The sequence below is a fragment of the Fodinicola acaciae genome, from assembly GCF_010993745.1.
Classification (GTDB): domain Bacteria; phylum Actinomycetota; class Actinomycetes; order Mycobacteriales; family HKI-0501; genus Fodinicola; species Fodinicola acaciae.
Map to the genome: position 1 here is coordinate 279,670 of NZ_WOTN01000003.1, position 13,770 is coordinate 293,439.

The following is a 13,770-nucleotide window of genomic DNA, read 5'->3' on the forward strand; positions in this document are numbered from 1 at the left end:
TCAAAGCTTTTGTGTCGATTCGCGAATTTTCAGCTCCGGCAGCAACTGCACGCGCCGCGGCTGGCCGTGCTGGCCGTCGAGCCGCTGCAGCAGCAGCTCGGCCGCGACCCGGCCGACCTCGGCCTTCGGCGGCGCGATCGCGGTCAACGGCGTGGTGCCGAGGCCGGCGACGGTGTCGTCGTACGCGATGACCGAGAAGTCGCGCGGGACGCGGATGCCACCCTCGGAGAGGTGCTGCGTGAGCATCAGCGCATCGGTGTCGCCGTGCAGGATCGCCGCTGTCGCGCGGCGGTCGCGTACAAGGCTGGCCAGCGGCGGGAGCGTGTCGACCGTGTCCGGCTCGGCCGTGGCCGACGGCGAGCTGAGCACCACGGTCGCGTCCTCGATCCCCGGCCTGGCGGCGGTGATCTCGGCGAACGCCGCTCGGATCGCGCGCGCCGTCGGACTGTCGTCGCGGGCCGCCAGGATGATCCGCCGATGACCGAGTGACACAAGATGATCGATCGCCAGATGCACGCCGTACCAATGATCGGAACAAACCGAATCGGTCGCATGCAGCACGCTGCCGAGCCGCGGCCGCCGCTCGACGATCACGACCGGCACCGGCACGTCGACCAGCCAGGCATAGTCGGCCTCCTCCGCCGCCACCGACCGCCAACGCGGCGAGATCAGCAGGCCGCGTACGTCCTCAGCCAGCGCACGCTCGACAATCGGCCGCTCAGCACCGCCAACCGGCGGCGCGATATGCAACACGATCCGAAGACCGGCCGCCTCCAACGTCGTACGCGCGCCGTGGACGACCTCGAACAGATACTGGTGCCGCTCCGGCACTATCAGACCAACCGCGCCGCCTTCGGCCCCGCTGCTCGCCTGCGGCTGCTCGACCGGAACGATCGACCGCGCAAACCCGTGCCGCCGCTGCAACCTCCCCGCACGTGCCAACTGCTCGACGTCCCGGCGCACGGTCACCACGGAAACTTCCAGCTCAGCGGCCAGATCGCTGACCCGCACCGCACCACGCGACAGCACCACCGCCAAGATCCGCCTACGGCGGACGTCGCCCGGCTCGCGCATCTCTCGACGCCTCTCGTGGTCGTTTGATCGTTTGGGTGAGCATATCGATCGAGGGGGAAGCGGCAAGGGGTGTGGCGAGGGTGTTGTGGTTGCGGTGAGGGGCGGCGGCGGGGTGCGGTGAGGGGGCGGCGTTTTGTGGTGGGGGTGGCGGCGCCGTTTTGTGGTGATGGAGCGGTTTCGTTTTCCGTTTCGTGTTGGGGAGGTGAATGGGTTTTCTGATTGTTGTGTCGGGGTGGTGGGTTTTTCGCCTGCGCGGCGGGCGCTCCTGCGCGGAGGGCGACCTCAAGGGAGGGGCGCGGGAACGCCAATCTGTGTGCATGGGGGTGCGGGCGGCGGTTTCGTGCGGGGCTGGGCTTTCCGGGCCACATTAGTCACAACGGCATTGTCGGTCTCAATAGGCGCAGTCGTTACGACGTCCGACGAGACTGGGCTGTGAAAGCCTTGTTTCTTGCGTCCAGCGCTAGTAACTCGACATTCACGCCATCCGCCAACCTCGCAAAGGTGGGCATTTAGCGCTACGCATCGCTTTTATCTCACGTAGTGCGCCTTTTCGCCACCTGCCGGGACGCGACCGCCCTCCGGCGACGCCAGTTACGACTCTTGGCCCGGTTTGCCCGTTCTTGCCGCCAGAATTTACAGAGCCGCCACGCCGGGCTGCGCCTCGGACAGGGTCCGCAAGGCCTCATCCGACCAGGCGTCCGTCACGATGACCATCACGTGATCAAGACCGTACGACCGCAGCACCGCGCAACGCTCCACGAAACTCGCGGCGGACTCGTCTGCTCCGAGGCGTGTGCTCACGGTTTTGTCGATCGCATCGTACGGTCGGCCGACGTCCTCGCAGTGGCCGGCGAGCACTTCGAGTTTGTGTTTGATGGTCGTGCCGCCGTCGGGGATATCGAAGACATTGCAGGCATCCCCATACTGCGCGACGAAACGCAGCGTCTTTTTCTCGCCGGTGCCGCCGATCAGGATCGACGGGTGCGGGCGCTGCAGGCTGTTGGGGCTGTTGACCGGATTGTCCAGCCGATTGTGCTTTCCCTCGAAGGGCGACGCGTCACCTGACCACATTCGCAGTGCGAGCTGGAGGGTGTCCTCCAGGTGCTCGAAGCGGATTTTGGTCTCTGGCAACGGAAGTCCCATCGCCTTCGCCTCCTCGAGATGATAGCCGGCGCCGATGCCGAGCCAGGCGCGACCGCCGGAGAGTACGTCGAGGGTGGTGACGGCCTTGATCAACAGCGCCGGGGGGCGGAAGGTGACGCCGGTGACGGCGGCGCCGAGGCGTACGCGGGTGGTGCGGGCGGCGAGGAAGCCGAGCGTGGTGTACGCCTCCAGCATCTCGTCCTCCGGGCCGCTTCCGGGCGCACCCTGCAAAAGGTGGTCCGGGACCCACACGGTGTCGATGCCGGCGTCGTCGGCCGCGCGTACGACGCGGTCCAGGTGGCCGGCGAGCCGGTCGGCGCCGTCGCCCCAGCTGAAGTTCGTGATCGACAGACTCAAACGCATCAGGGTTCTCCTTCGACAGTCAGGAACGCGGACCGAAGGCCGGCGCGCCGATGGGGCTGAGATGGATGCCGGCGAGCAGCCACTGGCCGTCGCGGCGCAGGTAGATGTGCGTGCCGCGGAAGGCCGCGTCGGCGCGGTTTCCCTGGAACGACGCCTCCTGTGTGTGCCGGCCGATCGCGACGGCGGTGTCGCCATAGTCGCGGACCGCGACCTCGTCCCACACCAGCTTCTCGGTGGTCAGCCCACCGCTCTCGTAGCGGTGCAGCCACTGGTCGCGGTCGAGGATGAAGCCGAGCGGCCCCACCAGCGTGAAGTCGTCGACGACCAGACTGGCCAGCGTCGCGGTGTCGCCGCTCTGCTCCGCCGTGGCCCAGCGCTCGCCAAGGTCACGGATCTGCTGCTCAGTCGCACTCATGATGTCTCCTCCTGAATCGGTGTGCCGCAAACGCTAGCTACCAAATCGTTCGACGTCAATACGTTCGATGTCGAAGGATATGATACGGTGGTTGTCATGCCACCACGCTTCACGGGTCCGCCGATCGGCGTACAGCTGGCCACCACGGCTCGTGCGGTCAGCCGCGCGTTCGACGCCGCGCTGGCTGCCGCGGACGGGTCGCTGCCGGTCTGGCAGGTGTTGCTCGCGCTGAAGACACGGCCGACCGCCAACCAGCGCGAGCTGGCGGCGGCGGTCGGCATCGGCGGCGCCACGCTGACCCATCACCTCGACGGCATGGAGTCGGCCGGCCTGGTGACGCGGCGGCGCGATCCGGCGAACCGGCGGATGCACCTGGTCGAGCTGACCTCGCTCGGCGAGCAGGCCTTCCTGCGGCTACGAGACATCGCGATCGCGCACGACCGGCGGCTGCGCGACGGCATCCCGGAGGAAGACCTGGAGGTCGTACGCCGCACGCTCAGCCGGATGTCGGAAAACGTGACACCAGACTAAAAAACCGCATGGCCACCATGACATCGCATGGTGGCCGTGCGGCCACGTCAGCTGACGGTGAGCAGGTATTCCGTACTGCCGGCGGTGCCGGCCGAGTCGGTGGCCGTGACGACGATCTTGTACGAGCCGGGGGTGAACGGCGCGAACACGGTCATCGTCGAGGTGCCACCACCGCTGACCGTCTGCGGGCTGAAGAACGGGTTCAGCTGCAGGCCGGCACCGTTGGCCGACAGGTTGACGCTGCCGGTGCCTCCGCTGACGGTGATGGTGGTCCTGGCCACGCCGCCGCGGCTGGCGGTGCCGGCGGCCGGCGACGCGGTGACCTTGAGGTTGCTCGGCGAGCCGGCGCCGACGGTCAGCTTGTACGTCGTGGTTTTGGTCGTGGAGCTGCCTTTTCCGGACACTGTGATCGTGTAGTCGCCGTCCGGTGTGGAAGACGTCGTCTGTACGGTCAGTTTCGCGTTGGCCCCGGAGTCGACCGTGGCCGGCTGAAACGTCGCGGTCGCGCCGGCCGGCAGGCCGGTGGCGGTCAGGTCGACCTTCTCCGAGCCGGAATCGGCCGCAGTGCTGGTGATCGTGGTCGACACGTAGTCACCGGCGCGCACCTGGCCGGCGGCCGGCGACGCGGCCAGGCTGAAGCCGCCGCTGGGCTGGTCGCCGAGCTGCTGGTGAGCCCAGTCCCCCATTTCGTTGGTGAGCCGAGAAAAGATGCTGTAGCGGTTGCAGGCGCTGGCGCCCCACGAGGTGAGTCCGACGATGATGCCGTCGACGATCAGCGGTCCACCGCTGTCACCGGAGCAGATGCCGTCATGGCCGTCGTCGTAGCCGGCGCACACCATGAAGTCGGGATTGACCTGTACGTCGAAAACCTGGCAACCGCTCGCGTCGTTGATCGGCAGCGTCGCCTTTTTCAGTACGCCGGCCGCCGTACCGGTGCCGGTGCTCTTGCCATAGCCGATCGTGATTCCCTGTTTGCCGGGCTGGGTCAGCGCACTGTCGGCGGAGGTGGCGAACTTGGCCCATTTCTCCGGTGGCACCGGCAGGTCGTCGGCGACCGTCACGACAGCCACGTCATAGCCGGTCTTCCAGCTGCCGGGACCGGTGTATTTCGGATGCACCTTGTAGTCGGTCACCTTGGTGCGGAACGACTCGCTGCCGACGACGTTCAGGTCGTTGCTGCCATACCAATAGCTCTTGTCGCCGCCGACATCGATCATGCAGTGCGCCGCGGTGAGGATTTTCCGTTTGGCGACAACGGAAGCAGTGCACGACTGGCCCTGCGGATTGCCGCCGCCCACGCGCATGCCGGCGATGATGAACGGGTTGTCGGCGACGGTCGTCGGCTGGCCGCCGATGATCGACGGGCGTACGCCGCCGGCCGGCAGCTGGTCGGTCGGATTCGCAGCCTTTGCGCGTATCTTCGCCAAGGACGGCGTGATCGACCACGAGGTCAGCGAGCCGACATCGAAACGATAGACGTCCTGGATGGACAGTTTCCAGGTGCCGTTGGCGTTTTCGGTCGACGCGTTCACCGTGTACGTCGTGTGGACGCCGGAAGACGAGCCGAGGTCACCTGACTTTTTCAGCACGTACGACCTGCCGCTCGGACCGATCAGCGAGATCGCCAGGTCACCGGTGTAGGAATGGTCGATGTCGACCTTCACCGGCAGCGACGAGGCCGCGGTCCCCTGGCAGCCGGAGACCTGGATCTCGCTGGTCACCGTGGCACCGGCGTCCGGAATGGCGAGCCTGTCGCTGTTGGACTTCACGCCACAGGCCGGATTTCCACCGCCACCGATGAAACCGGTGAAGAGCAGCTTGTTCGGCGAGCCGCTGCCGGGATTCCTCACCACACCGGCAGTGGCATTGCTGACCAGCGCGTCCTGCACCTGCGCCGGCGTCGCGCCGGGGTTGGCGGCCAGATAGAGCGCCGCCGCGCCGGTGACGTGCGGCGCCGCCATCGACGTGCCGGACATGTTGGACGTGCTTCCGTTGCTCAGACCCAAAGACGTCACGTTGACACCCGGCGCGAACAGGTCGACGCAGGAACCGTAGTTCGAGAACGACGCGCGGTTGTCGCCGTTGTCAGTCGCGCCGGCGGTGATCGCCTCCGGCACGTGCGCCGGACTGGTGTCGCACGCGTCCGCGCTGGAGTTCCCTGCCGCCAGGCCGAAAACGAAACCGGCCGCGATGGCCTTCTTCAACGCGTCGTCACCGACACCGAGTTGGTCCATGGTGAGGCTCATGTTCGCGACGCCCGGCTTGCTGCCGTTTGCGGTCAGCCAGTCCAGCGCGGAGATGATGGCCGAGTCCGGTCCGTTGCCGCTGCAGTCGTTGCCGAGCACCTTGAGCGCGACGATCTTGACTTTCTTTGCCACGCCGTACGTCTTGCTGGCGATCGTGCCGGCGGTGTGCGTGCCGTGGCCGTTGCAGTCGACGCCCTGGCCGCCGACGAAGTCCTTGCCGACGCTGGCGCGTCCCTCGAAGTCGGGGTTGTCCGCCTTGATGCCGGTGTCCAGATCGTACGCGGTGACGCCTTCGCCGGCGTTGGCATAGGTGTATTTGTTGTCCAGCGGCAGGTTCTTCTGGTCGACCCGGTCCAGTCCCCAGGTCGGGTTGTTCTGCGTGTCGGCGACCTTTGCCGTGCCGTCCTCGTAAACGATGCGTACGGCCGGGTCGGCGGCCAGCCGGCGCGCCTGCCGCGCGGTCATTCCCTTCACGGCGAATCCGTGAATGGCGGCCGTGTACGTCGCCGCCACGGTGCCGCCGTATTGCGCGGTCAGCGACTTCGCCGGCTGCACTCCGTCTTTCAACACCACGATGTACTGGTCACCCCAGTGGTGTTTTGCCGGCACCACAACGCCTTCCGGTGGTGCCGCTGTCGCCGGCACGCCGGCGACGGTCAGCGCGGCGACCGCGACACCGATCGCGACTCCGAGCAGTCGGGTTCTCCAACGCATGGCGCTTCCCCTCTCAGTCGGCCAGCGTCACTATGGGATCGGCGGATATGCCGAAACAACCGGTGCGCGGGTCCGTAGGGGTACTTATTTATTGGTACGCCTCCCGCAGCGTCGGCCACTGCGTGAGATCGTGGTTGTGGACCACCAGTCGCACCTCGCGCTCGCGCGCGATCGTCATGAGTTTTCGTTGCGCGGCACGCGTTTTCGCCTCGTCGAGATCAAACGGCGTGATGTCTCTGGTGTCCGGATCGGTGTCCCGCATCCAGGCGTCACCGGCCAGCATGACCAGGCCGGTCCGCGGCAGGTCGACCAGGACGGCCTGATGTCCCGGCACGTGGCCACCGCACTCGACCACCGACAGACCGGGCAGCAGCTCGGTGTCGCCGTCGACACACCGATAACGCAGCCGCGGATCGTCCCAGTGCGCGCGCATCCACTCATAGCGATGCAGACCGGACGAACGCGCGTGGTCGAGCTGCGCTCGCTGGACGACGAACTCGGCGTCCGGAAACTCGTCGTGCGCGCCGCAGTGATCGGGGTCGAGGTGACTGACGATGACCATCGAGATGTCGCCAGCTGCCACACCGAGCTCGGCGAGCCGCGTGCGCACGTGTACGGCCGCGAACGGCGACTCCGGATCGCCGACCATTTCCTTCGGACAGCCGGAGTCGACGAGCACCCGCCGGCCGTCGGCGAGTGTCAGCAGGTAAGCGGCGATCGGCACGCCGACGCCGCGCACCGTACCGAGATCGAGGACGCGCAGTTCGGAGATCATGAGCCAGAGTAAACATGAACGACTTCAAGTTTGCAACGACTCAGGACCGGCTATGCTGAGGGCATGGAGACCGGCCGCCGCGAGCGGAAGAAGCAGCAGACCCGTACGGCGTTGAGCGAGGCCGCGAGCGCGTTGTTCGCCGAGCGCGGCTTCGACGAGGTGACGGTCGCGGAGATCGCCGCCGCCGCTGACGTGGCGGTCGGCACCGTGTTCAACTACTTCGCCAGCAAGGAGGAGCTGTTTTTCGACCGCCTCGACGGCATCGTCGCGGCACTGACCACCGCCGTACGCGACCGCGCACCTGACACCAGCGTCGCCGCGGCTTTTCGCGGCTGGCATGAGAAGGAGCTGGCGTTTCTGTTGCATCCCAGGGGTTCGCGCCGGTCGATACGGTTTTTCCGTACGATCGCCGCCAGCCGGTCGTTGCAGACCGCCGAAATCGGTATCCATCAGCGATTGGAGACCGCGCTCGCGGAGGCGATCGGCTCGGACGACACGGCCTCGCTGCTCGCCGCGCAGTTGATGGCGATTCACCGCACGGTCGTCGCGAAGTGCCGGTCGCTGCTGCTCACCGGCACGTCTCGCCCGATCGTCGCCAGGAAAGTGGAAGCACTCACCGTTGGCGGATTCGAGCTGCTGTCCACGGCAGCGCTCGACTATCAGCCGGTGCGCACCGACAGCAGGTTGCCGCGCCGCTCATCGAAAGGCAGCGGCAGCGACAGGTGACCGTTGGCCGGATCGTTGACGTAGTCGAGATAGTCGGCCGAGTCGGCCACCGCGTTCTCGCCGAGCACGATCGCGCCGGGCCGCAGATGCGGCTCCAGCACTCGCAAAACTGGCAGGTAGAGGGTGAACACGCCATCGAGATGGACCAGGTCCACCGGTTGGTCGATGCCGGACCGCAGCGTCTCCAGCGCGTCACCGGACCGTACGTCGACTAGGGTCTGTTTCGAAGTCCCACGTGGATGAGAGTCGAGATCCAAACGTCGTCTGGCGGTGCGCGGCGCTGCCCGGCGTGGCAGCGCCACGTGGGCGGTTTCGCCGTGCCGTCAGGCGGCCCGAGAAAGATGTGACAGCGGCTCGGCTAGCGCCGCGTGGGACTTCGAAACAGACCCTAGTTGGCCGACTGACCGATGATGGCCAATGATGTCCGTGAACTGACCAAGGAGACACCATGCTGGTCGCCGTCGACGCGGGAATGGACCGCGGAGATTTCCTTCACCAGCACCAACATGCCCAGCACCTGCTGGCCTGGACGACGACGGCCAGCATGCTGATCCGGACCGGCGACACCGACTGGCTCGTCCCGCCGACGCACGCGCTCTGGCTGCCGGCGCGTACGTCCCACACCACCGAGGGTCATCCGGTCCGGCCGCGACCACGCCGTGCTGTTCGAACCGGACCGCTGCCCACTCACCTGGACCGAGCCGACCGGCGTACTGATGACGCCGCCGCTGCGCGAACTCGTCATCCATCTCGGCGAAACGTCGCACGCCAGGCCGCTGGCCGAAGCCCTGCTTTTCCAGCTACTCGAACCCGCGCCGAGCAACACTTTTCCGGTGCCGCTGCCGACGGACCCGCGCATCCGTATGATCGCCGAGACATTGATCGCCAACCAGGCCGACGGCCGCGAGCTGCCGGCCTGGGCCAGCCACGCGCACACCAGCGTACGCACCATCACTCGGCTGGTTTCCGAGGAAACCGGCCTGACCTTCGCACAGTGGCGCACGCGCGTACGTATCCGTGCCGCCCTCACGATGCTGGCCAACGGCAGGCCGGTCGGCGCGACGGCCAGGGCGCTCGGATATCGCAAGCCGGCGGCCTTCTCGGCCGCGTTCCACCGGGTCACCGGCCAGCATCCGAGCATTTACCTGGACGCCGGCTGAAACAGTTTCGCAACACCGCGCGTGGCAGACTCGTCTGCGTGCGCATTCTGGTGGCTGAGGACGAGGCGGTGCTCGCCGACCTGCTCGGCGCCGGCCTGCGCTCGGAGTATTTCGCCGTGGACGTCTGCTATGACGGTCTGGAGGCGGAAAAGTTGTTGACCGTCAACGATTACGACGTGGCCGTGCTGGATCGCGACCTGCCCGGCGTGCACGGCGACGACCTGTGCCGCGGCATCGTCGAGTCCGGCGGGCGTACGCGCGTGCTCATGCTGACCGCGGCGGCGTCTCTGGACGACCGCGTTTTCGGCCTGGACATCGGCGCCGACGACTATCTCACCAAGCCGTTCGAGTTTCCGGAGCTGCTGGCGCGGATCCGCGCGCTGAGCCGGCGCAACCGGCCGGCGCTGCCGACCGTGTTGTCCACCGCCGACCTGCAACTCAACCCGGCGACCCACACAGTGACCCGCGCCGGGCGGCCGATTCGGCTGTCCCCCAAGGAATTCGCCGTGCTGGAGGTGCTGCTGCGCGCCGACGGCGACGTGGTCAGCGCCGAGCAGATCCTGGAACAGGCATGGGACGAGAACGCCGATCCGTTCACCGCGGCCGTACGCGTCGTGCTGTCGCGTCTTCGCGCGCGGCTCGGCTCACCGCCGCTCATCGAGACCGTGCCAGGCGTCGGCTATCGCCTCTAGCTGACGTGGCCATCAGGTTGGTAGCAGTCGGTGATTGGTGCTTGTCCTCCGAATGCGCTGCGGCGGAAGCGTGCGGTATTTGTAAAACTGAAGCCATGTGCGGGTCGTCATCAGCGGCGTAATGGTCGATCCAGGTCCCTCACCCACACTTGTCGGACACGCCCATCGCAACGGCGATGTGGGCCTTCTTTCCAGCCAGCCGCCGAACGCCGAACAATCAGTCCTCGCCGCTACCAACGTCCGGGCATGCCCGAAAGCGACGCCAAATTAGTGGGCCACGTGCCGGAGTTGCCGGATTTACCTCGGCCAGTTTGCGAAAACGGCGATCACCATCCACTTCGGAGCCGATTCTCGCGCTTGCGCCAGAAAAACCTATCCGCGGATGTGTTTGGTGGCGTGGTTTTGTCGGTGTGGCCGGTATTATTGGAGGCATGACCACTCCTTCCGCCACCACCGCGCCAGTCGGTGCCAGCTAGGCGTCGAACTTTTCGCTTCTGTCCTCGGAATATCTTCCGGTGATCGAGCCGGTCGAGCCGAGCCACAACTCGAAACCGTTGAGCAACACGTGATATTGCACATCACCACCGGAGTGGCTGTAGCGCAGCCGCCACGTGCCCGACACACCACGTTTCGGCACGGTGATCGCCTTTCGCCACGGCAACCTCAGGTTTTTCAGCGTTGTCGGCTGTCCGTTGACCACGTACGTCAACGACGTCACCGTTGTGTTGCCAGTCAAGTAAAACTGCAGCGTCACGGTCGGAGCCGCACTGGGCGAAGGCGACGAAGAAGGCGACGAAGAAGGCGACAAGGACGGCGACAAAGACGGCGACGGTGGTGGATTGGCGCCACGTAAGCCAAACCACGCGGCAAGCGCACCAACGCCAACCACGACACCGCCGCCACCACCAAACAGCAGTGCACGCCGGCTCAGCTTCGGCGACGACGCGACAACACCGGCGACCGGCGGATTCTCCGCCTCGAGCGCGCGCCGCTGCACCTCGGTCACGATCGGCTCCGGCAGCCAGCTCCGGTGCTCGGTCGGCAACACCGTCGCCAGATAACCGCGCAACTGCGTCGCCGTCGGCCGAGCCGCCGGGTCGCGGGCCATCAGGTTGGCGATGAGTACGCGCAACGGCAGGTCGGCGACGCCGTCCAGCTCCGGCGCGCCGTGCTGGATGCGATACCTCTTCACGTAGTCCACGCCGTCGCCATACGGCTCGACGCCGGTGCTCGCATACGCGAGCGTCGTACCAAGGGAGAACACGTCGCTGGCCGGTCCGGCCTCGGCACCGGCCGCCTGCTCCGGCGACATGTAGCCGGCCGAGCCGGCGATCGGCATCGCGTTGGTGACCGTGCCGGCGCCGGCATCCGCGGCGCGCGCGATGCCGAAGTCGATGACGCGCGGCCCGTCCAGCGTGAGCAGCACGTTTGCCGGCTTCAGGTCGAGGTGCGCGATGCCGGCCGCATGGATGGCGGCGAGGGCTTCGGCGACACCGGCGGCGAGCATCCACACGGCGGCGGCCGGCAGCGGACCGAAGTCGCGTACGGCCTCACGCAGCGACACCGCCGGCAGGAACTCCGAGACCAGCCACGGCATCTCGGCGTCCGGATCGGCGTCCAGCAGCGCGGCGCTGTACGCACCGCCCACCCGCCGCGCCGCGGCGACCTCGCGGCGGAACCGGTCACGATAGCCGCGCTCTCCGACGTACTCGCGGTCGATCAGCTTGACCGCGACCGGCCGGCCACCGCGGGACCGGCCGAGATAGACCGTCCCCATCCCGCCGGCGCCGATCCGCGCGAGCAGCCGGTAGTCACCGACCCGCGCCGGGTCGCCCGGCTCAAGGGCCCGCACCGGCACCCCCGGGCGGCCGCAGCGCGATGATCTGGCTGTTGGCGTCGCCGATGACCACCAGGCCGGCGACCGGCAGCGGCGCGAAGAAGCGCGTCATCGCCGTCTGGTATGTCCACAACGTCCGTCCGGTGGCGCTGTCCAGCGCGTACGTGGCCGTGTCGGTGCCGACGAAGACCGTCCGGCCGACCGCTCTGACCTGCGGCGCACGGCCGGAGTTGGGTCCGAGCGTACGGTCCCAGACCAGCTTGCCGGTGGTGCCGCGTAGTGCCAGCAGCCGGTCGGAGTCGGCCATCACGTACAACAGACCGCCGGTGTATTGCAGGTTGAGGCTGGCCAGCACCGGCTGGCGCCACACCGGCCGACCGGTGGCCAGGTCGACGGCGTGCAACATGTCGGCGTCGTCGGAGCAGAAGGCCAGCGAGTCGCCGATGATGGCGTCCCAGCCGGCGGCGGTCGGATACGTCCAGACCTGCCGGCCGTTGCCGCCGCCGATGCCGGTGAGCCGGTTGTTCGACATCGCCAGCAGCCAGCGTCCGCCACCGCCGATGCCGCGGTTGGCGGTCACCGTCGAGGTCCACGCGGTCCGGCCGTTGGCGAGGCTCAGCGCGCGGACTGGATTGTTGGCGAAGCAGCCGACCGAGCCGAGCAGGACCGGGCCGAGCAGCTGCCAACCGCCGGTGGTGTCCGGGCCGTACGACCAGATCACCGAGCCGTTCTCCGGCCGGATGGCGCTCAGCGTGGCGGTGTTGTCGTACTCGAAGACCAGGTTGCCACCGGTCGCGTGCAGCATGCTCTCGCCGGCGTCGCCGTTGCGGCTCCAGCGCAGCTTGCCGGTGCGCGGATCGAGCGCGCGCAGGTGCTCCTCCGACCAGGCGACCAGCGATGATCCGGCCACGTCGACCTGCGGAAAGTAGTCGGTGACCCTGGCCTGCCAGGCGACCGTCGCGACCGGCGGCGGCAGGCTGCGGGTCGGGGACGGCTTCGGCGACGCGCTGGTGGACTGCCGCGGTTGTTGGCTCCACCACAGCAAACCGCCGCCACCGGCGGCAGCGACGACACCGGCGCCGACCAAGCCCGCCACCAGCTTGCGGCGCGACGGTCCGCGCGCTGGCGGCGGAAGGGTCGGCTGAATCGTCGGCACGTCGACGACGGCCGGATCGATCGGTGGCACGACCGGTGCGAGCGCCGGCAGCAGGAACGCCTCGGAGGTGCGCCGGTCGACGGCGTCCGCGACCGCGGCCGGCAGCCAGCTCGTACCCTGCAGCGACAGCTCCGGCCCGCCGAGCCAGCCGGCCAGCGCGGCGGCCGTCGGCCGGGTCAGCGGATCGGCCCGCAGACAGTGGTTGACCAGGTCGAACATCCATTTCTCCCGGATGCCGGACAGGTCGGCCTGGAGCGTCGCGACCCGGCCGAGCCGCGAGTCCGGCGTGCCGGAGCCGAAGACCTCGACACCGGTCGCCGCGTACGCGAGCACCGCGCCGAAGGTGAAGACGTCGCTCGGCGGCCCCACCTCGTGGCCGAGGACCTGCTCCGGCGACATGAACCCCGGCGAGCCGATCCAGCCGCCGGCGCGGGTGATCGCGGTCGCGTCGGCCGGCCGGGCGATGCCGAAGTCGATCACCCGCGGACCGCCGGCGGTCAGCATCACGTTGCTCGGCTTGAAGTCGCGGTGCACGACCTCGGCGGCGTGGATCGCCGCCAGCGCCTCGGCGAGGCCGGCGGACAGCGCGTGCATGGTCGGCGCCGGCAGCGGACCGTACGCGGTGACCGCCTCCAGCAGCGTCAGGCCCGGCAGGAAGGCGGTGACCAGCCACGGCACCTCGGCGTCCGGGTCGGCCGCCAGCACCGGCGCGGTGAACGGGCCGGTGACGCGCCGCGCCGCGTCGACCTCGCGCCGGAAGCGCGCCCGAAACTCCGGGTGACGCGCGTACGGGCCGCGGATCAGCTTCGCCGCGACCAGCCGGCCGCCGGCCGAGCGCGCGAGATAGACGATCCCCATGCCGCCGACGCCGAGCCGTCCGAGCACCCGGTACGGACCGACCTCGGCCGGGTCGTCCGGCTGCACCGGCCGCACCTACA

Annotated in this window: 12 protein-coding genes; 4 read left to right on the forward strand and 8 right to left on the reverse strand. The window is 68.1% G+C overall.

The window, feature by feature from the left end; translation table 11 throughout:
- From GNX95_RS27710 to GNX95_RS27720, 3 genes are all read right to left on the reverse strand, one after another.
- Positions 1-1,074: a substrate-binding domain-containing protein gene (locus GNX95_RS27710; protein ID WP_163510573.1), complete on the reverse strand. Its 1,074-nt coding sequence runs from the start codon at positions 1,072-1,074 to the stop codon at positions 1-3.
- Positions 1,075-1,707: 633 nt separating this feature from the next.
- Positions 1,708-2,580, reverse strand: coding sequence for an LLM class F420-dependent oxidoreductase (locus tag GNX95_RS27715; RefSeq protein WP_163510574.1), 873 nt, complete (start codon positions 2,578-2,580; stop codon positions 1,708-1,710).
- 19 nt (positions 2,581-2,599) lie between these two features.
- Positions 2,600-2,995 (reverse strand): nuclear transport factor 2 family protein, encoded by a 396-nt coding sequence (locus tag GNX95_RS27720; protein WP_163510575.1) that lies wholly within the window; start codon positions 2,993-2,995, stop codon positions 2,600-2,602.
- Positions 2,996-3,091: 96 nt separating this feature from the next.
- Between GNX95_RS27720 and GNX95_RS27725 the strand changes: the two genes are divergently transcribed.
- Positions 3,092-3,526, forward strand: coding sequence for a MarR family winged helix-turn-helix transcriptional regulator (locus GNX95_RS27725; RefSeq protein WP_163510576.1), 435 nt, complete (start codon positions 3,092-3,094; stop codon positions 3,524-3,526).
- 47 nt (positions 3,527-3,573) lie between these two features.
- Here the strand turns inward: GNX95_RS27725 and GNX95_RS42695 are convergent, their stop codons facing one another.
- Together GNX95_RS42695 and GNX95_RS27735 are read right to left on the reverse strand one after the other, a co-directional pair.
- A complete protein-coding gene (locus GNX95_RS42695) occupies positions 3,574-6,486 on the reverse strand; it encodes a S8 family serine peptidase (RefSeq protein ID WP_222853997.1) in 2,913 nt (970 codons plus the stop codon).
- A gap of 88 nt (positions 6,487-6,574) precedes the next feature.
- Positions 6,575-7,261 (reverse strand): N-acyl homoserine lactonase family protein, encoded by a 687-nt coding sequence (locus GNX95_RS27735; protein WP_163510577.1) that lies wholly within the window; start codon positions 7,259-7,261, stop codon positions 6,575-6,577.
- A gap of 63 nt (positions 7,262-7,324) precedes the next feature.
- Here GNX95_RS27735 and GNX95_RS27740 point away from each other — a divergent pair, with 63 nt between their 5' ends.
- Positions 7,325-7,987, forward strand: coding sequence for a TetR/AcrR family transcriptional regulator (locus GNX95_RS27740; protein WP_163510578.1), 663 nt, complete (start codon positions 7,325-7,327; stop codon positions 7,985-7,987).
- Here the strand turns inward: GNX95_RS27740 and GNX95_RS27745 are convergent.
- On the reverse strand, positions 7,921-8,244 hold the full coding sequence (locus GNX95_RS27745; RefSeq protein ID WP_163510579.1) for a class I SAM-dependent methyltransferase: 324 nt from the start codon (positions 8,242-8,244) through the stop codon (positions 7,921-7,923). The two genes, GNX95_RS27740 and GNX95_RS27745, sit on opposite strands and share 67 nt — an antisense overlap.
- A gap of 402 nt (positions 8,245-8,646) precedes the next feature.
- On the opposite strand from GNX95_RS27745, the gene GNX95_RS27750 reads away from it, so the two are divergent.
- Positions 8,647-9,147 carry a helix-turn-helix transcriptional regulator gene (locus GNX95_RS27750; protein ID WP_163510580.1) on the forward strand — a complete coding sequence of 167 codons (501 nt, stop codon included), beginning with the start codon at positions 8,647-8,649 and terminating at the stop codon, positions 9,145-9,147.
- A gap of 38 nt (positions 9,148-9,185) precedes the next feature.
- Complete coding sequence (locus GNX95_RS27755) at positions 9,186-9,839, forward strand: response regulator transcription factor (RefSeq protein WP_163510581.1); 654 nt, start codon at positions 9,186-9,188, stop codon at positions 9,837-9,839.
- A 472-nt stretch (positions 9,840-10,311) separates the two neighbouring features.
- On the opposite strand, the gene GNX95_RS27760 is transcribed toward GNX95_RS27755, so the two are convergent.
- Together GNX95_RS27760 and GNX95_RS27765 are read right to left on the reverse strand one after the other, a co-directional pair.
- Entirely contained in the window at positions 10,312-11,691 is a 1,380-nt protein-coding gene (locus tag GNX95_RS27760; protein WP_163510582.1) for a serine/threonine-protein kinase, read from the reverse strand.
- Positions 11,678-13,765 carry a serine/threonine-protein kinase gene (locus GNX95_RS27765; protein WP_163510583.1) on the reverse strand — a complete coding sequence of 696 codons (2,088 nt, stop codon included), beginning with the start codon at positions 13,763-13,765 and terminating at the stop codon, positions 11,678-11,680. The genes GNX95_RS27760 and GNX95_RS27765 overlap by 14 nt, the downstream gene beginning before the upstream one ends.
- Positions 13,766-13,770 lie beyond the last annotated feature (5 nt).

Excerpts from the sequence above, each read along its gene's own strand:
- GNX95_RS27710 (WP_163510573.1), bottom strand. The coding sequence starts at position 1,074 with ATGCGCGAGCCGGGCGACGTCCGCCGTAGGCGGATCTTGGCGGTGGTG.
- GNX95_RS27715 (WP_163510574.1), bottom strand. The coding sequence starts at position 2,580 with ATGCGTTTGAGTCTGTCGATCACGAACTTCAGCTGGGGCGACGGCGCC.
- GNX95_RS27720 (WP_163510575.1), bottom strand. The coding sequence starts at position 2,995 with ATGAGTGCGACTGAGCAGCAGATCCGTGACCTTGGCGAGCGCTGGGCC.
- GNX95_RS27725 (WP_163510576.1), top strand. The coding sequence starts at position 3,092 with ATGCCACCACGCTTCACGGGTCCGCCGATCGGCGTACAGCTGGCCACC.
- GNX95_RS42695 (WP_222853997.1), bottom strand. The coding sequence starts at position 6,486 with ATGCGTTGGAGAACCCGACTGCTCGGAGTCGCGATCGGTGTCGCGGTC.
- GNX95_RS27735 (WP_163510577.1), bottom strand. The coding sequence starts at position 7,261 with ATGATCTCCGAACTGCGCGTCCTCGATCTCGGTACGGTGCGCGGCGTC.
- GNX95_RS27740 (WP_163510578.1), top strand. The coding sequence starts at position 7,325 with ATGGAGACCGGCCGCCGCGAGCGGAAGAAGCAGCAGACCCGTACGGCG.